We start from the raw sequence: 17,623 nt of genomic DNA, 5'->3' as shown, positions 1-17,623 counted from the left end.
ACCCCTCCCACAACCGTTAGTGAACGATCGGCACCCCGACCCCGACCCGGCCGCGCCGTTGCCGGAAGCTGTACAGGTAGCAGAGCAACCCGAGCAGGAAACCCACGCCACTGACCAGGCGCGCCCAGAACAGCCCCTGCAAATGCTCCACCGTGGCCATGAACGGCAGCGCCACGCCATCCACCTGCCAGCGTTGCAGCCAGACCTGCACGGCACCTGCGGCGGTGAGGAACAGCGTGATCATCACCATGGACAGCACCATCATCCAGAAGCCCCAGATTTCCAGGGTCTGCGAACGCTCATCCGGCGCTTCACCGAGACCGCGCAAGCGGGGCATGGCGTAGCTGATCAAGGTCATCACGATCATCGCGTAGGCGCCGAAGAAGGCCAGGTGGCCGTGGGCCGCGGTGAGTTGGGTGCCGTGGGTGTAGAAGTTGACCGGTGCCAGGGTGTGCAGGAACCCCCAGACCCCGGCGCCGAAAAACGCCGTGACCGTGGTGCCCTTGGCCCACAACGTGGCCGCCCGATTGGGGTGCTGGCGGCGGCGTTGTTTGACCATGGTAAAGGCGAATACCACCATGGCCAGGAACGGCAGCGGCTCCAGGGCCGAGAAGATCGAACCGACCCACAGCCATACCTGCGGCGCACCGATCCAGAAGAAGTGGTGACCGGTGCCGATAATCCCGGTGATCAATGCCATGGCGATGATCACGTACAGCCATTTCTCCACCACTTCGCGGTCGACGCCGGTGACTTTGATCAGCACGAAGGCCAGCATCGACCCCATGATCAGTTCCCACACGCCTTCCACCCAAAGATGCACCACCCACCACCAGTAGAACTTGTCGCGCGCGAGGTTGCCGGGGTTGTAGAAGGAGAACAGGAAGAACACCGCCAGACCGATCAGCCCGGTCATCATCACCATGCTGACCGTGGTCTTGCGGCCTTTGAGCAGGGTCATGCCGATGTTGTAGAGAAAGCCCAGGCACACCACGACGATGCCCATTTTGGTGATGGTCGGTTGCTCCAGGAACTCGCGGCCCATGGTCGGCAGCAATTCGTTGTGGGTCAGTCTGGCCAGCGCCGCATACGGCACCAGCAGGTAGCCGAGGATGGTCAACACCCCCGCGGCGGCGAACACCCAGAACAGCACAATCGCCAGTTTGGGGCTGTGCAGCTCGCGGTCGGCCTCCTCGGGCACCAGGTAGTAGGCGGCGCCCATAAAGCCGAACAGCAGCCAGACGATCAACAGGTTGGTATGGACCATCCGCGCCACGTTGAAGGGGATCAACGGGAACAGAAAGTCACCGACCACGTATTGCAGGCCCATGATCAACCCGAACAGCACCTGACCGAGAAACAGGATCAGGGCGAACACAAAGTAGGGTTTGGCCACGGCCTGGGATTGGAATTTCAAATAGGGGTTGGCACTGCGCATGACTCAGCCCTCCTTGTTCGGTGGCCAGTTATTGGTATCGATCTTCGAGCTCCATTTGAGAAACTCGGCCATATCGTCCACCTCCTGGTCGCTGAGGTTGAATTGCGGCATGGCCCGTCGTCCGGGCACGCCCAACGGTTGCATCTTCATCCAGGCATGCAGGAACGGCTTGAACCCTTCGTCACCGCCCCGGCGTTTGAACACATTGCCCAGCTCCGGCGCAAAATAAGCCCCCTCGCCCAGCAACGTGTGGCAGCCCACACAGTTATTGCGCTCCCAGACGCCTTTGCCGCGCACGACAGATTCAGTGAGTTGGTCGGCGTTGCTGCGGACGGGAAAGGTTTGTTCGGTGTGATAGGTCAGGGCCAGGAAAATCAGGAAGAAGAACACGCTTCCTCCGAAGTAGATATTCCTGGCCATGCCCTTGGTGAAGGTCTCAGACATGGTCGCTTCCTCGTGGCTTGACCAGGTGATGATAGGGAGGTGGGGGGTGAAAACCGCTTGATGGCGATCAAGAAATGTTGATGGTTTTAGTCGGGTATTCCATCCGCCTACAGGACGCCCAGGCCTACGCATTCATTTGTAGGAACTGGCTTGCCAGCGAAGGTCGTTAACGATGACGTGGGAAATCAGGATGAACGCGGCGCCTGGGGGTTTTTCGCTGGCAAGCCAGCTCCTACAGGATGGCGATCAAGCCGACGATGACGACCGTCCAGCCGAGCATCGCGGCACGCCATAGCTTTGGCGCATGCCGCAGTTCCATGAACCCGTCGGCAATCACCCAGCCCTTGGCCACCGCCAGCAACAGCACCACCAGCCAAAGGCCGGCCGCGCCGGTGAGGACGGTGCCGATGCTCAGCGCCACCAGCAGCGCCCAACACAGCAGCAGCGCTCGGGAAACCGTCATACCCACCTCAGCCAATCACATAGACCAACGGAAACAGCACCACCCACACCAGGTCGATCATGTGCCAATACAGCACGCCGGATTCCAGCCCGCTCAAGTGCGGCACGCGGTAAGCCCGCTGCCAGCAGCGCCCCGCCACCCACCCCAGGATCAGCATGCCCAGCAGCACATGCAAAAAGTGAAACCCGGTCAGAATCCAGTACAGGGTGAAGAAGGTGCCGTGCTCCAACCCAAGTCCTGCACCGGCCAGATGGGCGTACTCGCCGAGTTTGATCGCCACATACACCAGCGCCACCAGCAACGCGCCATACAACAAGACCGCGCCCCGGCGCGAGAACCCCTGGCGCACCTGGTGCACGGCCCACGCCGCCAGCCAGCCGGCTGTCAACAGGCTCAGGGTCATCGCCAACCCGGTCGAGGTATCCAGTTGCGCGCGCCCCGTGGCGAACACCTCAGGCTTGAGCACCTGGGCCACGGCAAATGCGAGGATCAGGAGGGCGAACACGGACAGTTCGGCGAGGATGAAAAACCACATCGCCAAGTCGCCCGGCAGGCGCCGGGCTTCAGGCAAAGTGCACATCCACGATGTCCATCAAGGCGGACACGGTGTGCGGATCGTCGCTCAGCGGTTCGGCCAGGCACGCCAGGCAGGCTTGGCGCGGGCTCATGCCGGCGCCGATCAGGCGTGCGGTAAAGATCAACAGGCGCGTGGAAGCGACTTCCTCCAGATCGTGCTGATCGAGCCGGCGCAGCGCGTGACCCAGGCGCACGATCTGCGCGGCCAAGGCACTGTCGACCCCGGCTTCGCGGGCCACGATGCGCTCCTCGTCGGCCACCGGCGGGTAACCGAAACGCATCGCCACGAAGCGCTGGCGGGTGCTGGGCTTCATGCCTTTGAGCAGGTTCTGGTAGCCGGGGTTGTACGACACCACCAGCATGAACGACGGCGGCGCCTTGAGCACTTCGCCGGTGCGCTCCAGAAACAGCTCGCGGCGTTCATCGGCAATCGGGTGCAGCACCACGGCGGTGTCCTGGCGGGCTTCGACCACTTCGTCGAGGTAGCAGATTCCACCTTCGCGCACCGCGCGGGTCAACGGGCCGTCCTGCCACCAGGTGCCTTCGGCGCCGATCAGGTGCCGGCCAAGCAGGTCTGCGGCGCTCAAATCGTCGTGGCAGGCCACGGTGTACAGCGGCAGGTTCAAACGGTGCGCCATGTGCTGCACGAAGCGCGTCTTGCCACAGCCGGTCGGGCCCTTGATCAGCACCGGCATGCGGTGGCGCCAGGCGTGTTCGAACAGCGGCTGTTCGTTATCCAGCGGTTGGTAGAAGGGCTCGCTCATCATGCGTCCTCACAACGGGTTCGGCGCCCACGCTAAGGCGCCCTGCGACAGGCTGGCAAGCGTGCTTTGCGGTGAACTTGATCGCCGTCAAGCGCGTATTGCCGCACGACACCATAGGCTTGCCGGGCACTGAGAACCCGTGGCACGACAGCTATCGAGCCCCATCCCTAAGAGGTACCCCATGAAAAATATGCTTCTCGCACTGTTGGCCTGCAGCGCCACACTCGCCCTGCAACCGGCCCTGGCGCAAGACGGCGCGGCGCTGTTCAACAGCAAGCCTTGCGTCGGTTGCCACACCCTCGACAGCAAACTGGTGGGCCCGGCCCTGAAAGACGTCGCGGCGAAGAATGCCGGCGTGAAAGACGCCGCTACCACCTTGGCCAGCCACATCAAGAACGGCACCCAGGGCAACTGGGGGCCGACACCAATGCCGCCGAACCAGGTGACAGAAGACGAAGCCAAGGTATTGGCCGAGTGGGTCCTGACCTTGAAGAGATAAGCACCAGGCTGCGCCGTCCGACGCGGTGCAGCCCTGCTCACCCCAACAGCACTCAGGTCACACCGTGCGCGAGAACTGACCTTTCTGCGCGCCACCCAGGTAGGCATCAAAGGCCATGGCCACGCTGCGCACCATCAACTGCCCCTTGGGCAGCAGTTGCAGTCCATCGTCCTGGACCTGCAATAACCCGTCCGCCACATGCTCATCCAACTGCGTCAAGGCCTCGGCGAAATAGTCGTTGAAGCGAATGCCATGGGCCGCCTCGACCTGGGCGAAATCAACCCGTCCTTCGCACATCAGGCCGTTGATCACCTCGCGACGCAGCACATCATCGGCATTGAGCCGATAACCGCGCTGCACCGGCAGCATCCCCGCGTCAAGTCGGGCGTAGTACTGGGACAGTTCCTTGACGCTCTGGCTGTAGCTGTCGCCCACCTTGCCAATGGCCGACACGCCCAGGCCGATCAGGTCGCAGTCGGCATGGGTGGAGTAGCCCTGGAAGTTACGTTGCAGGCTGCCATTGGCGCGGGCCAGGGCCAGTTCATCGTCGGGCAAGGCGAAATGGTCCATGCCGATATAGACATAACCGGCCTCGGTGAGACGGCGGATGGTCAGTTCCAGCAGCTCCAGCTTGCGCGCCGGCGGTGGCATGTCTTCGGGACGGATCATGCGCTGGGCGCGGATCTGGCTCGGCAGGTGCGCATAGCTGTAGGCTGCCACCCGGTCGGGGCGCAGGGCGATCAGTTTGCCCAGGGTCACATCGAAACTGGCCACGGTTTGCAGCGGCAGGCCGTAGATCAGGTCGACACTGATCGACTTGAACCGCGCCTCGCGGGCCGCCGCCACCAGTTGCAGGATCTGCGCTTCGCTTTGCAGGCGATTGACCGCAGCCTGCACGTCGGGGTCGAAGTCCTGCACGCCGAAGCTCAAGCGATTGAAGCCCAGGCGACGCAGGGTCTCGATCCGCTCGACGCTGATAGTGCGCGGGTCCACCTCGATGGAAAACTCATGGTTGTCGCTGGTGTCGAGGGTGAAGTGCTGTGCCAGGCACGCCATCAGCTCGGCCAGTTGCGCGTCGTCCAGGTAGGTCGGCGTACCGCCGCCCAGATGCAACTGGGTCAAGCAGCGGGAACGCTCGAACAATGCGCCCTGCATCTGGATCTCGCGCTTGAGGTAGCCCATGTACTCCACGGCGCGGTGGGTCTTGCGCGTGATGATCTTGTGGCAACCGCAGTAGTAGCAAAGGCTCTGGCAAAACGGGATATGGATGTACACCGACAACGCCTTGGGCGCCGTTTCCAGATGGCTGGCGCGGACCGCCTGGTGATAGTCATCCAGGGCGAATTCGCTGTGGAATTGCGGCGCCGTGGGGTACGAGGTATAGCGCGGCCCAGGGCGGTCGTATTTGTGCACCAGGGCGCGGTCGAATTCAAACGCCGTCATGGTCGATCACCTCGTCATTGGCACTGACCGGGGTGGCGAGCACCGCGCGTTCGAACAACGCACAGATGCCATCCACGTGCGGTAGCCCGGCCGGCAGCAACCAGATGAAGCTCGGCGACAACTCGATCAGACCGTCGCGGTGCAAGGCGACCAGCAGCGGCCAGAGGCTGGCGAAATAGCGCCTGAACACCAGGCCGTAGCGACGCTCCACCGCCGGGATATCCAGCTCCAGATCGCAGGCCAGGCGCTCGGCCACGTGCAGGCGCACCGGGTCGGCGGTCTGGCGAAACCAGCCGCTATGGGTGGCGAGTTGACCGCTGGCCAGCTGTTCGCGGTACTGGCGCGCATCCTGGGTGTTGCGGGTGCACAGCGCGTCGATCTGGCTGATGGCGCCCAGGCCCAGGCCGATGTGGTCGCAATGCCCATGCAGAGTGAAACCCTCGCAATTACGGCTCAGGCGCCCACGCTCCTGGGCCTGTTTGAGGTCATCGTCGGCGCGCACGAACTGGCCGAGGCCGATGTAGTGGTAACCCGCCGCCGTCAGGGACTCGAAGCCGCAGCGGCGCATGGCGTTTTTATCCGCTGCACCGCTGAAGGCCTGGGACGACCGGCCTTGATAGCGGGCCGGTGCCTGGGCGTAATCGAACAGGTGCAGGCGGTCGGGTTCCAGGGTGATCAGGCTGGCCAGTTTCAGTTCGAAGCTGGCCGGGGTCTGCCAGGCATGGCCATAGCCGAGGTCGATGCTCACCGAGCGAAACCCGAAAGTGCGGGCGGCATCGACCAGGGATTCGATGGGCGCCGGGTCCTGATAGCGGGCCTGGGACGACGAACCGTCGCTGCCGGTATCCGGAACGCCGATGCTGGCGTGGTTGAAGCCCTGATCACGCAGCGAACCCATGGTGGCCCAATCGATGTGCCAAGGGTCGAGGTCGATGCAGTAGTCGCCCCGGTCACGGTCGAGGAAATTGAAGCGCCCGCGCAGGTGCGCCATCAACGGCTGCAACTGCGCCAATGCCGGTGGCGTGCCGCGCAGGTGAAAGTGATCGACCGGCTGGCGGGCGCCGAGCTGGCAGCCGATCAGTTGGATTTCCTGGGTCACGCTGTGCAGGTAGTCGCCCTCGGGGTCGCTCGCCGGCCAGTGCAGGTTCAACGCCAGCGGGCGTTGACGCTGGCGACTGTCGCGCAAGGCACGCAACAGGTCCAGGCTGCCGACCCCGGCATGGAAGCGACGGGTGTCCATCTGGCAGGCCAGGTCCAACACGCCCTGGTCCTGGCGAAAGCGGGTGGGGTGAATCGGGCTGCGCATGACGGACTCCGGAGCGGGTGACTGTGCGCCATTGTCCGGTGCGACCTGGCCACTCACCTTGATATGCATCAAGGCCCAGAGGTCGTACTGCTACCAGCTCAGATAAAACATGCCCTTGGCCAGCAGCACGATGGCGACCATATGCGCGAACAGGCTCAGGTGAACCCAACGGATATAGCGTGCGCTGACGCTGCCCCAACGCATCCGCGCCATGGTCACCAGAAAGTGCAGGAGCACACTGGCGGCCAGGGCCAGCTTGAGGCTGAGCAATGTGCCGAACGAGGACGCCAGGGGAGCCGCCAGCACCGGCAGGTAGCGCAGCCAGACCATGCCGAGGCCGGCGCCGAACAGCGCCAGCAACACCCACGGCATCAACGCTCGCGCCCGCAGGCCAACCCCCTGCTCCACCAGCACCATCACCCGCGCCGGCAATTGCCGGTGCAGGCTGCCCAGGATCAGCACCTCGAAAAACACCGTGCCGATAAAAATCAGCGCGGCGAACAGGTGGGTCAAGAGCAACAGAAGGTAGAGCATGATCGCCTCGCAGGGGGATCGGCCGTGGGGCGCCCAGTGTGCGCGTGGGCGCAGGAGGTGGCCTTGATACCGATCAAGCGTTGCGGCCCCGCCCGCGACTTACATCAGCGGGACGCTGTAGCTGACGATCAGGCGCGTCTCATCCTTGTCGGCCGTGTCGTTACCGCGCATCACCGCACCGCGCCAGGTAAAGCCCAGGCCTTTTAAGGTGCCGGTGGGGATCACGTAGTCCAGGCGGATGTCGCGTTCCCATTCGCTGTTATCGCGGGTTGCGGTTTGGATATGGGTGCCGTGGATATAGGTCACGCTGGAGCGCAGGCCCGGTATGCCCAGGCTGGCGAAGTCATAGGCATAGGTGCCGACCGTGGCCTGTTCGCCGGCATTCACGAACTTCAGCGATTGGGAGTTGGTGATCAGGTACAGCGAACGGCCCTGGCCCTGGTTGATATGGGGAAAGTCGCTTTCGCCGGTGGTCTTCTGGTAGCCGAGACCAAGCGAATGCCCGCTCAGGCTGTAGGTGAACATGGCGCTCCACAGGCGGTTGTCGACCTTGCCGGTGTTGACGCCCGGCGCATAGTAGCCCGCGCTCACATAGCCTTCTTGACGCCCCGAAGCGCTGCCGTTCTTGCCATCAGATGTGCTGTAGAAATAGCGCAGGTCACTTTTGAGCTGCCCCACCGGCAACTGCCAGTTGTGCACCAGGCCCAGGAAGTGCTGCTGGTAGAAGTTCTCCAGGTTGGCGTAGTAGTACTGCAGTTGCAGTTGCTTGCTGACGGTGTAATCCACCCCGCCGTAGTAGAACTGGTTGCTGTCCTTGCCCTTGATCGGGTCATTGGCGCCGGCGATCGACATGCCCTGGCCGTTGCTGGAGTTACGATCCAGCACCTGTTCGATTTTGCCGGCGACCAGGTTGAAGTCCTTGAAGTCCTTGGAATCCACTTGATAGCCGCGGAAGGTCTGGGGCAGCAGGCGCCCGTCTTCGGTGGTCAGCACCGGCAGCTTGGGCATCATGCTGCCGACTTTCAGTTGGGTCTGGGCGATGCGCATCTTGCCGGTGACGCCGGTCTTGCTGAAGTCCTGGGCGGCTTTGCCGTCGTCCAGCGGGAAGACGCTGCCGGGAGTAATGTCTTCGCCTTTCTTGCCCGAGCGCCCCGAGGCATCCAGGCGCAGGCCGTACCATTGCTGCACGTCCACGCCCAGGCCCACCGTGCCCTCGGTGAAACCGGACTGGTAGTTGAACATGAACGCCTGGCCCCACTCTTTGTCGGTGGGTGCCTTGGCGTTACGGGTGTCCTGGTTGTAGTAGAAATTTCGCAGGTCGAGGCTGGCTTTGCTGTCGTCGATAAAACCGGAGGCGACAGCTTGCTGCGCAGCCCCCAGGGAAACGGCCAGGGCCAGGCGAGTGGTGTGATTCATGAAGGCTCCAAAAAGTGATTGAGGCGATCCCGTCACAGCCCAGCTCAGTTTTTATTTGTCGCGGGGGTGGTGCTGCAGTATTTGACGGGACCGCGCACGGTATAGCGTTGGACGGCCGAGATATAGCCACCGAAATTGCCAATCACCTTTTCAATTTACGTAACAATCCAGCTCTAGCGCGGGGTTTCCAGGGCATCGACACCCTGCGTCGAACCTTGGATCAGGAACTCGCCGGCGACGGTCGACGCGCTGCACATCGGGCAAGCAAAGTAGTTCCAGATGTTGCCAAAACAGCGGCCATTCAATCCTTTTGTCGGAAAATCGCGCCGGCTTGTCGCCCACCGGACAGCCCGCGCCGGCCCACCCATCGAGCCGCTGGCCGAGGCTCACACCCCACGGGAGCCAAGCTGCGGCACAGGCTGCGGGCGAGCGGCGAACGGGCAGCAAGGTTGGATTTCACAGCGTCAGCGGCGCCACGCGATGAAATGCGGCAGGCCCCCTGTGGCAGAACGTCACAGATTACGCCGACTGGGCAGGGTTGGTAGACTTGGCGCCCTCCGCACTTACTCCTTTTCAAAGCCTGACGTATAGATCCAGAGCAAGGCAGGCGCTTCACAGGATGCACAGTCGATGAGTACGTTATTCACCCGCCGCAAGGTCCTGACGGGCATGGGCCTGCTGGGTCTGGGCCTGCTGGCCGGTTGTGACAACAGCCCCAGGCTGAACTTCAAGTACGGCAAGGACCTGAGCGACAAGATCATGGGCCGTACCTTCAAGCTCAAGAACACCGAGGGCGACACCGTCACCCTCAGTTCCTACCGTGGCCTGATGCCGGTGGTGTTCTTCGGCTTCACCCAGTGCCCGGCCGTGTGCCCGACCACCCTCGCCCGCGCCGCTCAAGCCAAGAAGCTGATGGGCCGCGACGGCGAGATCATGCAGGTGATCTTCATCACCCTCGACCCGGAACGCGACACGCCGGAGATCCTCAACAGGTATGTCAAAGCCTTCGACCCCAGCTTCGAAGCGCTGTATGGCACCCCGGAAGAAATCGCCGTGGCCGCCAAGGAGTTCGGGATCTTTTATGAAAAGGTCCCCGCCGGCGATACCTACACCCTGTCCCACACCGCCACCAGTTTCGTCTTCGACACCCGCGGCAACCTGCGCCTGGGCCTGCAGGCATCCCTTACCGCTAAAGAGTGCGCAGAAGACCTGCTCACCGTCATGGAGGTCTGCTAATGACTGCCGTTCAACACCTCAAACGCCTCACCTTCGGCCTCACCCTGCTGGGCCTGGCCGCCCACGCCAGCGCCCAGGTGCTGGTGACCGACCCCTGGGTACGCGCCACCGTGCCGGGCCAGCCGTCCAGCGGTGCATTCATGACCCTGACCGCCGACAGCGACAGCAAGTTGCTCAGCGTCGTGTCGCCTGTGGCCAAGGACGTGCAGATCCATGAAATGAGCATGAAGGACGACGTGATGCGCATGGGCCCGGTGGACTCGGTGGCCCTGCCCGCAGGCCAGGCCGTCAAGCTCGACCCCAACGGCTATCACGTGATGCTGATGGGCCTGACCGGCCAGATCAAGGAAGGCGACCAGGTGCCGCTGACCCTGACCGTGGAAAATGCCAAGGGCCAGAAGCAGACCGTCGAGGTCAAGGCGCCTGCCCGTGGAATGGATGGCATGGACCACGGCAAGATGCATTGACAGGCCCGCCGGGGCCTGGCTCAGCGCACCTGGCAATCGACGGCGGCCGGTACGCTGACCTGTCTGGTAGCGTCCGGCGCCCCACTAGGCAGCAAGAATGTAGTAGGCAGGGTGAACGAAATGCCGGGGTTCTTCGGTACCAACACTGGAGGCGTCATGTTGCTTGGCGTGAATCCGAACTGGCCGGCCATGAAACTCTGCGTACCGCCCCCGTTAGTCAAATTGATCACACCGTCGAGAACCTGCACAAATAAACCTGGCGGCGGACTTGACGGAGCGAGCGGAGCGGGCAAAACCGACGCAAACTCCGTCGCCACCTGCACAAGCGAAGCGCTGCCTTGCGCCGCCCATGACTCCGCCGAGGCCAGGACATTGCCCAGGCGATAGACATAGCGCGCCGAAACCGCGGCGACGAATGCAGTGTAAGAGGCATCAGCCTGTCCGGCCGATGACGCCAACCCCACGGCCAGGCTTTTCAGCCGGGATGACGCGCGCGTCGCCACGACCGCCGCCGGCTGGTAATACACCACTACGCTGGCCGATTGCAGGCCGATACGGCCATTGGGCGTGATCAACGTCGAGCGATCCTGGCTGCGCTTGCCCAGCAACCCGCCGTCGGAGCGCAACCCGCCGTGCTTCAGGGTGAACACCAGCGCATCGGCAGCTGGCAAAGCCGCATCGTAGGCAAACGTATCCACGCTCAGCACGGTCCCCGGCTGCAACGTCAACAGGCTGTCGTCGCGCAGGCGCACTTGCGCATAGCCCTTGCCCTGGGTCGATAACGTGTCGCCGACTTCCACCCCCGACTGCTCGCCCAGCACGCGCATGCTGCCGTCGAGCTTCTTGACGAACAACGGCCCGCTCAGATGAATCACGGTACCGGCCACTGGCGCGGCCTGGACCCAGGTCGCCGCACCCAACAGTGTCATCAACAGCAGCGCGTTAGTTGCAGTAGGCTTTTTTAACGGATGCATTTTCTTTACCGACTGAAGTATTGGAACCGACTTTTGTGAGGTCTTTGAAATAGCCGTTTACGCCCCCTGGCAAGAAGGCGATGTCCGGAACGAGGCTGATGGGCCGGTTATTTATCACGGAAAAGATCTGATTCGATGCCACTTGCACTGATGTGATCAGTTCAATCCGCACCGGCGGCGTCAAGGGTTCGACGAGCGGCCGGTCGATGTCAGTGATCGTCAAGCGCCCGCCGGCGGTGGGCTGGCCCTCGATAAACACCCGTCCGCTGCCGCTGGCCGTGCCCGCGCCGTTATGGTTGGCGGCCAGGGTGATATCGCCAGTGAACTGGATCAGCGAGTTGACGTGAATGTCATTGCCCGCCTGGGCCGTGAGGCCGACACCCGCTTGGGTGTTGTTGACGCCGGTGTAGAACGTGATGTCGTGGGTCGCTTGCAGCAACACATTGGAGGTCGCGTTGGACAGCAGGTCGGCGTCGATTTCACTGTCTGTGCCCGGTGCATTGGCGAACGCCGACACATCCCCCAAGGTGGCCGAAGGGCCGGACAGGAACGAGGTGACCAGGATATTCGCCGGGTCCAACTGCCAGAAACCGGCCGTGCCGTTGGCCGCGCGCGTGTCGACCCGTGCGCCGGCCACATCCAGGAAATGCCCGGACGTTTCGACCAGGCCGCCCTTGCCCGAGGCCGCCCCGCCGCGTGCCGACAGCGTGCCGTAGACCCGCGTGGTGTCATTGCCCCACACGACGATCTTGCCGCCGTCGCCACTGGCCAGGGCATCGGCGGCAATCCGCGCGTCCTGGCTCACATAGCTTTGTCTGGCGTTCAGCACTGCCGGGTTCTTGCCCTGGTAATCACCGCCCACCAGCACCCGACCGCCGCCGCGCTGACCGCTGGCATCGATGCGCGCATTGCCCATCACGCCGACCTGCTCGCCCAACACCTGGATATCGCCGCCACAGTCGACGCCCGTGGCAGTGGTGACGCTGCCGGCTTCGAGCAAGGTGGTGGCGCTGGATTTGAGCACCACTTTGCCGTTGGCACCGACCACCGCACTGTTGGCGTTCAGCGTGCCGCGCTGGTTGACCAACGCGCCGTAGATACCGATGTTGCCGCCCTGGGCGATCACGGTACCGAGGTTCAGCGCCTGGTCCTTTTGCGCCGAAACCACCACGTGCATGCCGGGGTTGCTGGAGTCCACCAACTGCACCGAGTGCCCCGCCGCCAGCACCGTTTCGCCCTGGGGCGTGGTGATGATGCCGGTGTTGTTCACATCCGGCGCGATCAGATACACCTGGCCCCCCGACGGCGTGGTGATCGCCCCCTGGTTGCTGACCTGTCCAGCCGGCCCGTCAGCGGCGAAACGCCGGTTGCCCGAGAGAAAGTCCGCGTTGGAAATCGCCAGGCTCGACGCCACCAGGCCGCCGACATTGATCTGGGAACCGGCGCCGAACACGATGCCGTTGGGGTTGATCAGGAACACCCGGCCGTTGGACTGCAACGTGCCGAGAATCACGCTGGGGTCCTGGCCGGTGACGCGGTTGAGCACGTTGCTGTTGCCGCTCTGTTGCACAAAGCGCACCAGCTCGCCCTGGGCGATGGAGAAGCTCGACCAGTTGATGATTGCATTGGGGCTGTTGGTGACGGTCAGGGCGTTGCCATCCCTGGCGAACGTCACCTGGCCGTTGACGATTACCGGGTTGACCGGGGCCGCCGTCGCACTGGCGGCCATCGCCAGGGACAGCGCCATCAAGGTTGGTTTGATTGTCATGGCACCCTCAAAAGGCCAGGCTGAGACGGACGTGCAGGCGATCATCGCCGCGCTGGGTTTCACTGGCCTCGGCGTGCAAGGCATGGCCGTAGTCCATTTGCAGGTTGAGGTTGCGTCGGTAGATCAGGCGCACCCCCAGGCCGGTGCTGCTCAAACTGATGTGCTCGAACTCGCCGGGCAGCGCGTCGTTGCGGGTCAGGTAGCCGGCGTCGTAGAACGCCAGGGCGCGGCACTGCCAACTGCCGCCCAGGCACAGCGGCGGCGTGTAGGCTTCCAGGTTGCCGACCACCCCTGAGTCGTTGCTCACCTCGCGCTCACGAAAGCCACGCACCGACGCCGCACCGCCAGCGCCGAACTGCTCGCCCGGCACCAGGGCATCCTTGGTGTACTGGCCGTTCAAGGCGGCGCGCAACTGCCAGGCGGCCGGCAGGCTCTGGGTGATGCTGGCGGCGAACCGCAACGCGGTGTAGTCGTCCCGGGCATGGGTGCGCGCCAGGTCGAAATCGCGCTGCTGACCCTTGGCGCCGCCGGGAATGTTGTGCAACAGCGACAGGCCGATATTCGCATCGCCGTCCACCCGCACCCAGGTGCCCTGGTAACCCAGGCTGACCGGGTGCACGGTGATGTCATTGCCCAGTTGCACATCGAACAGTTCCAGGCTGCTTTTGTAGGCCTTGTAGTCGACGCCATAGATCAGCTTGGACTGGTAGTTGCCCAGCGTCGCCAGGTTCTGGTTGTAGCGCGTGCCGAAGATCGTGCCGCGCCCACTGACGGCCACGTCGAAGATACCCGCCGTCACCGTGCCGCTGTCGACGTCCGAGTAGCTGGTGAAAAAGTCCAGCGAGTCTCCCAGGGCATACAGCGGCAGGTGATAGCCCAGGCCGTAGACGCTGACCCGCTCGGGCTTTTCCACGGTGGTGGTGTATTGCAGGCTCATCACCTGGTCGCGCCCGAACATATTGGCGTTTTGCAGCACGGCGCCCACGTAGGTCCGTCCGGTTTCCTTCGACCCGCTGTTATCGATGTTGAGCGCGGCGTTCCACGGCGACTCATCGCTCACCTGCAGGTCGGCGTCCACCGTATCGCTGGCGGTGCCGCTCTTGAGCTTCATCACGGTCTGCTTGGCCGGGTTCTCGTTGGCCAGCTTCAGGCTCTTGGACACTGCCGCCAGGTCAGGCGAGGCGCCTTCTTGCAGGCCCGGCAACGACTGGCGCACATTGGCCGCGCTGAAATGCTGGTTGCCGACGATCGCCACCTGGCCAATCCGTACCTGCACCACGTCCAGCACCACCACGCCGCCATTCAGTTCCTGCTCAGGCAGGTCGACGCGCACCAATTGATAGCCGTGCCGATGGAAGGCGTCTTCGAGCGCCTCCTGGGCCTTGGCCACATCGCTGAAATCGCGCTGGGGCCCCACGAACGGCGCCACACTCTGCGCCAGCGCACTGGCGGGCAACAGCGTGTTGCCGCGTACTTCAAAGCGGGTGATATCAAAGCGTGGCGACAGCGGGTCGCTGTCAGCGGCCACGGCGAAGGAGGTGCACACCGCCAATGAGGCGGGCACCAGCAACAGCATGAAACGGTCGATCATGGATTGGGCCTTGGGCAGCGTGAAAGTTGAACGACTTACGCTGCGTTAAGCGCCAGCAGGGGGTGGCCCCCGGCGCGGAGTGTAGCCATTACGTAGCCACTTCGATACAAAGCCCCCCTTTGTTTTGCGGGAATTCGCGATTCAATCCCGAAAAAACCGCGTTGCCCCCGCTGTAGGAGCGAGCTTGCTCGCGAAAAACCCGATAACGCCGCGATCATCCGGAAGACACGCGTCATCGTTGACGACTTTCGCGAGCAAGCTCGCTCCTACCCTTGGAGTGGCCTGATCAGGCGTTTTCATGCCCCGGCCGGGTGAATGAATAACGGTCGATATCCGTGCGCAACGTCCACCCCTGGCCCTGCCAATAGCGGGCGGCGCCGCTGTTGGTCTTGAACACATCGAGGTGGCATTTGTGGATGCCCAGTTGCTCCAGCACGACGAGACAGCGTTGCGTCAACGCACGCGCAATGCCCTGGCGGCGATACTCCGGCAGCACCAGCAGATGTTGCAGATAACCGCGTCGCCCATCGTGGCCGCACATCACACACCCGATCAACCGGCCTTCGGCTTCAGCCACAAAACTCAGGCCGGGGTTGCGCGCCAGATAGCGTTCGGTGGCCTCGCGGGAGTCGGCATCGCGCAGGGAAATACCGGGAGTGTCCTGCATCAGGGCGAGGACGGCATCGTAGTCGCAGGGGGTCATGGTGCGGATTGTGCGCATGGTGCAAAACCTTGTGGGAGCGGGCTGGTTCGCGATAACCGCCAGTCAGATATGACGCTATCGCCTGGGCAATTGAAATCGCGAGCAAGCCCGCACATTTGATCGGCGGCGTTCGGTGGACATTGGCCGGCGCGCGCTGCATCCGATATTTATGCTCACTTCCCAGCTTAATAATATTTTATTAATCACCACCCTCCCCCTAGCCTTCACGTCATGCCCGACCTGAATCCAACTGCATCACAGAAGGACAGACACATGACTGTAGCGACAACAACAATAGACACCCTGGTGGTGGGCGCCGGTCAAGCTGGCGTGGCCATGAGCGAGCACCTGAGCCTGCAAGGCGTGCCGCACCTGGTGCTGGAGCGCAGCCGGATCGCCGAGCGCTGGCGCACCGGGCGTTGGGATTCGCTGGTGGCCAACGGGCCGGCCTGGCACGACCGCTTTCCGGGCCTGGCGTTCGATGACGTCGACCCGGACGGCTTTGCGCCCAAGGAACGGGTGGCGGATTACTTTGAGACCTATGCACGCCGGTTCAACGCACCGATCCGCACTGGCGTCGACGTGACCTCGGTGGTGCGCAATGTGGGCCGCCCCGGTTTCACCGTGCACACCAGCGAAGGCGTGATCGAAGCCAACCGCGTGGTGGCGGCGACCGGGGCGTTCCAGATCCCGGTGATTCCGGCGATTGCGCCAGAGGACACCGCGCTGCATCAGATCCACTCCGCCGACTATCGCAACCCGGCCCAACTGCCGGCCGGCGCCGTGCTGGTGGTAGGCGCCGGGTCGTCGGGCGTGCAGATTGCCGATGAATTGCAGCGCGCCGGTCGCCGGGTGTACCTCTCGGTCGGCGCCCACGACCGCCCGCCGCGTGCCTACCGCAACCGCGATTTCTGCTGGTGGCTGGGGGTGCTGGGCGAGTGGGACCAGGCCGCGATGAAACCCGGTCGCGAGCATGTGACCATCGCGGTCAGTGGCGCCCATGGCGGCAAGACCATCGACTTCCGCGAGCTGGCCCAGCAAGGCATGACCCTGGTCGGCCTGACTCAATCCTTCGATGGCCACGTCGCCACGTTCCAACCCAACCTGGTGGAGAACCTGGCCCGAGGCGATGAAAACTACCTGGCCCTGCTGGACGCGGCCGACGCCTACGTCGAACGCAACGGCCTGGACCTGCCGCCGGAACCCGAAGCCCGTCGCGTGTTCCCCGACGCAGACTGCATCACGCAGCCGATCCTGACCCTGGACCTGGCCGAAGCCGGCATCACCTCGATCATCTGGGCCACCGGGTTTGCCGTGGACTACAGCTGGCTGCAGGTCGATGCGTTCGACGCCGCCGGCAAGCCACAACACCAGCGCGGGGTGTCCAGCGAAGCCGGGATCTACTTCCTCGGTTTACCCTGGCAGTCGCGCCGTGGCTCGTCGTTTATCTGGGGCGTGTGGCACGACGCCAAGTACGTGGCCGACCATATCGCTATCCAGCGCCAGTACCTTGAGTACCGCGAAGCCGCGCCGGTCGCTCACAAAAAAACGGCCAACGCCTGATCCCTTTTTCCGGAGTTTTCCAGATGCCTACCCACACTCGCATCCGCATGTTCAACACCAAGGAAACCTACCCCAACCAGAGCCTGGACAACGACCTGTGCCAGGCCGTGCGCGCCGGCAACACCGTGTATGTGCGCGGCCAGGTGGGCACCGATTTCGACGGCAACCTGGTCGGCCTCGGCGACCCACGCGCCCAGGCCGAGCAGGCCATGCGCAACGTCAAACAGCTGCTCGAGGAGGCAGGGTCCGACCTGTCCCATATCGTCAAGACCACCACCTACCTGATCGACCCACGCTACCGCGAGCCGGTGTATCAGGAAGTCGGCAAGTGGCTCAAAGGCGTGTTCCCGATTTCCACCGGGCTGGTGGTGTCGGCCCTGGGTCAGCCGCAATGGTTGATGGAAATCGACGTGATCGCCGTTATTCCCGAATAAGGAA

General features: G+C 63.4%; 18 protein-coding genes. 5 read left to right on the top strand and 13 right to left on the bottom strand.

Annotation, left to right across the window (positions count from 1 at the left end):
• Nucleotides 1-16: 16 nt before the first annotated feature.
• The 5 genes from BLR63_RS05705 to BLR63_RS05685 form a co-directional block, all read right to left on the bottom strand.
• A complete protein-coding gene (locus tag BLR63_RS05705) occupies nt 17-1,438 on the bottom strand; it encodes a cbb3-type cytochrome c oxidase subunit I (RefSeq protein WP_010564590.1) in 1,422 nt (473 codons plus the stop codon).
• Between the two features lie 3 nt (nt 1,439-1,441).
• Nucleotides 1,442-1,882 carry a c-type cytochrome gene (locus BLR63_RS05700; RefSeq protein WP_010564589.1) on the bottom strand — a complete coding sequence of 147 codons (441 nt, stop codon included), beginning with the start codon at nt 1,880-1,882 and terminating at the stop codon, nt 1,442-1,444.
• 232 nt (nt 1,883-2,114) lie between these two features.
• Nucleotides 2,115-2,345 carry a cytochrome C oxidase subunit IV family protein gene (locus BLR63_RS05695; RefSeq protein ID WP_010564588.1) on the bottom strand — a complete coding sequence of 77 codons (231 nt, stop codon included), beginning with the start codon at nt 2,343-2,345 and terminating at the stop codon, nt 2,115-2,117.
• Nucleotides 2,346-2,352: 7 nt separating this feature from the next.
• Nucleotides 2,353-2,925, bottom strand: coding sequence for a cytochrome c oxidase subunit 3 family protein (locus BLR63_RS05690; RefSeq protein ID WP_042946725.1), 573 nt, complete (start codon nt 2,923-2,925; stop codon nt 2,353-2,355).
• Nucleotides 2,909-3,688, bottom strand: a complete 780-nt coding sequence (locus BLR63_RS05685) for a CbbQ/NirQ/NorQ/GpvN family protein (protein ID WP_010564586.1) — start codon at nt 3,686-3,688, stop codon at nt 2,909-2,911. Before BLR63_RS05685 ends, BLR63_RS05690 begins: the two co-directional genes overlap by 17 nt.
• Nucleotides 3,689-3,866: 178 nt before the next feature.
• Here BLR63_RS05685 and BLR63_RS05680 point away from each other — a divergent pair, with 178 nt between their 5' ends.
• Nucleotides 3,867-4,184, top strand: a complete 318-nt coding sequence (locus tag BLR63_RS05680; RefSeq protein ID WP_010564585.1) for a c-type cytochrome — start codon at nt 3,867-3,869, stop codon at nt 4,182-4,184.
• Between the two features lie 57 nt (nt 4,185-4,241).
• Here BLR63_RS05680 and hemN read toward each other — a convergent pair whose 3' ends face one another.
• The 4 genes from hemN to BLR63_RS05660 all read right to left on the bottom strand — a co-directional run bounded on the left by hemN (nt 4,242) and on the right by BLR63_RS05660 (nt 8,883).
• Nucleotides 4,242-5,627, bottom strand: a complete 1,386-nt coding sequence (gene hemN, locus BLR63_RS05675) for an oxygen-independent coproporphyrinogen III oxidase (RefSeq protein ID WP_010564584.1) — start codon at nt 5,625-5,627, stop codon at nt 4,242-4,244.
• Entirely contained in the window at nt 5,614-6,933 is a 1,320-nt protein-coding gene (locus tag BLR63_RS05670) for an oxygen-independent coproporphyrinogen III oxidase (protein ID WP_010564583.1), read from the bottom strand. Before BLR63_RS05670 ends, hemN begins: the two co-directional genes overlap by 14 nt.
• Nucleotides 6,934-7,023: 90 nt before the next feature.
• The gene (locus tag BLR63_RS05665; protein WP_010564582.1) at nt 7,024-7,467 is read right to left on the bottom strand and encodes a membrane protein; all 444 of its coding nucleotides are present in this window, start codon (nt 7,465-7,467) and stop codon (nt 7,024-7,026) included.
• A 99-nt stretch (nt 7,468-7,566) separates the two neighbouring features.
• Nucleotides 7,567-8,883 carry an OprD family porin gene (locus BLR63_RS05660; RefSeq protein WP_010564581.1) on the bottom strand — a complete coding sequence of 439 codons (1,317 nt, stop codon included), beginning with the start codon at nt 8,881-8,883 and terminating at the stop codon, nt 7,567-7,569.
• A gap of 630 nt (nt 8,884-9,513) precedes the next feature.
• Between BLR63_RS05660 and BLR63_RS05655 the strand changes: the two genes are divergently transcribed.
• Nucleotides 9,514-10,119 carry an SCO family protein gene (locus tag BLR63_RS05655; protein ID WP_010564580.1) on the top strand — a complete coding sequence of 202 codons (606 nt, stop codon included), beginning with the start codon at nt 9,514-9,516 and terminating at the stop codon, nt 10,117-10,119.
• The gene (locus BLR63_RS05650; protein WP_010564579.1) at nt 10,119-10,586 is read left to right on the top strand and encodes a copper chaperone PCu(A)C; all 468 of its coding nucleotides are present in this window, start codon (nt 10,119-10,121) and stop codon (nt 10,584-10,586) included. Before BLR63_RS05655 ends, BLR63_RS05650 begins: the two co-directional genes overlap by 1 nt.
• Before the next feature lie 20 nt (nt 10,587-10,606).
• Here BLR63_RS05650 and BLR63_RS05645 read toward each other — a convergent pair whose 3' ends face one another.
• The 4 genes from BLR63_RS05645 to BLR63_RS05630 form a co-directional block, all read right to left on the bottom strand.
• On the bottom strand, nt 10,607-11,518 hold the full coding sequence (locus tag BLR63_RS05645; RefSeq protein ID WP_167359820.1) for a FecR domain-containing protein: 912 nt from the start codon (nt 11,516-11,518) through the stop codon (nt 10,607-10,609).
• A gap of 10 nt (nt 11,519-11,528) precedes the next feature.
• A complete protein-coding gene (locus BLR63_RS05640) occupies nt 11,529-13,328 on the bottom strand; it encodes a two-partner secretion domain-containing protein (RefSeq protein WP_010564577.1) in 1,800 nt (599 codons plus the stop codon).
• Between the two features lie 7 nt (nt 13,329-13,335).
• A complete protein-coding gene (locus tag BLR63_RS05635; RefSeq protein ID WP_010564576.1) occupies nt 13,336-14,919 on the bottom strand; it encodes a ShlB/FhaC/HecB family hemolysin secretion/activation protein in 1,584 nt (527 codons plus the stop codon).
• A gap of 286 nt (nt 14,920-15,205) precedes the next feature.
• Nucleotides 15,206-15,640: a GNAT family N-acetyltransferase gene (locus tag BLR63_RS05630; RefSeq protein ID WP_010564575.1), complete on the bottom strand. Its 435-nt coding sequence runs from the start codon at nt 15,638-15,640 to the stop codon at nt 15,206-15,208.
• A 213-nt stretch (nt 15,641-15,853) separates the two neighbouring features.
• On the opposite strand from BLR63_RS05630, the gene BLR63_RS05625 reads away from it, so the two are divergent.
• Together BLR63_RS05625 and BLR63_RS05620 are read left to right on the top strand one after the other, a co-directional pair.
• Nucleotides 15,854-17,185 (top strand): flavin-containing monooxygenase, encoded by a 1,332-nt coding sequence (locus BLR63_RS05625; RefSeq protein ID WP_373419531.1) that lies wholly within the window; start codon nt 15,854-15,856, stop codon nt 17,183-17,185.
• A 23-nt stretch (nt 17,186-17,208) separates the two neighbouring features.
• On the top strand, nt 17,209-17,619 hold the full coding sequence (locus tag BLR63_RS05620) for a RidA family protein (RefSeq protein WP_010171793.1): 411 nt from the start codon (nt 17,209-17,211) through the stop codon (nt 17,617-17,619).
• The last annotated feature ends 4 nt before the right edge of the window (nt 17,620-17,623 follow it).

This window comes from Pseudomonas extremaustralis (assembly GCF_900102035.1).
GTDB lineage: Bacteria > Pseudomonadota > Gammaproteobacteria > Pseudomonadales > Pseudomonadaceae > Aquipseudomonas > Aquipseudomonas extremaustralis.
The sequence above is the reverse complement of the archived record's forward strand: the minus strand, read 5'-3'. Positions and strand labels throughout refer to the sequence as shown.

Bases quoted from the DNA above. Each gene is read 5' to 3' on its own strand.
- BLR63_RS05635 (WP_010564576.1), bottom strand. From the start codon at position 14,919: ATGATCGACCGTTTCATGCTGTTGCTGGTGCCCGCCTCATTGGCGGTG.
- BLR63_RS05650 (WP_010564579.1), top strand. From the start codon at position 10,119: ATGACTGCCGTTCAACACCTCAAACGCCTCACCTTCGGCCTCACCCTG.
- BLR63_RS05640 (WP_010564577.1), bottom strand. From the start codon at position 13,328: ATGACAATCAAACCAACCTTGATGGCGCTGTCCCTGGCGATGGCCGCC.
- BLR63_RS05660 (WP_010564581.1), bottom strand. From the start codon at position 8,883: ATGAATCACACCACTCGCCTGGCCCTGGCCGTTTCCCTGGGGGCTGCG.
- BLR63_RS05655 (WP_010564580.1), top strand. From the start codon at position 9,514: ATGAGTACGTTATTCACCCGCCGCAAGGTCCTGACGGGCATGGGCCTG.
- BLR63_RS05630 (WP_010564575.1), bottom strand. From the start codon at position 15,640: ATGCGCACAATCCGCACCATGACCCCCTGCGACTACGATGCCGTCCTC.
- hemN (WP_010564584.1), bottom strand. From the start codon at position 5,627: ATGACGGCGTTTGAATTCGACCGCGCCCTGGTGCACAAATACGACCGC.
- BLR63_RS05680 (WP_010564585.1), top strand. From the start codon at position 3,867: ATGAAAAATATGCTTCTCGCACTGTTGGCCTGCAGCGCCACACTCGCC.
- BLR63_RS05685 (WP_010564586.1), bottom strand. From the start codon at position 3,688: ATGATGAGCGAGCCCTTCTACCAACCGCTGGATAACGAACAGCCGCTG.
- BLR63_RS05665 (WP_010564582.1), bottom strand. From the start codon at position 7,467: ATGCTCTACCTTCTGTTGCTCTTGACCCACCTGTTCGCCGCGCTGATT.
- BLR63_RS05620 (WP_010171793.1), top strand. From the start codon at position 17,209: ATGCCTACCCACACTCGCATCCGCATGTTCAACACCAAGGAAACCTAC.
- BLR63_RS05695 (WP_010564588.1), bottom strand. From the start codon at position 2,345: ATGACGGTTTCCCGAGCGCTGCTGCTGTGTTGGGCGCTGCTGGTGGCG.
- BLR63_RS05690 (WP_042946725.1), bottom strand. From the start codon at position 2,925: ATGTGCACTTTGCCTGAAGCCCGGCGCCTGCCGGGCGACTTGGCGATG.
- BLR63_RS05700 (WP_010564589.1), bottom strand. From the start codon at position 1,882: ATGTCTGAGACCTTCACCAAGGGCATGGCCAGGAATATCTACTTCGGA.
- BLR63_RS05670 (WP_010564583.1), bottom strand. From the start codon at position 6,933: ATGCGCAGCCCGATTCACCCCACCCGCTTTCGCCAGGACCAGGGCGTG.
- BLR63_RS05705 (WP_010564590.1), bottom strand. From the start codon at position 1,438: ATGCGCAGTGCCAACCCCTATTTGAAATTCCAATCCCAGGCCGTGGCC.
- BLR63_RS05625 (WP_373419531.1), top strand. From the start codon at position 15,854: ATGCCCGACCTGAATCCAACTGCATCACAGAAGGACAGACACATGACT.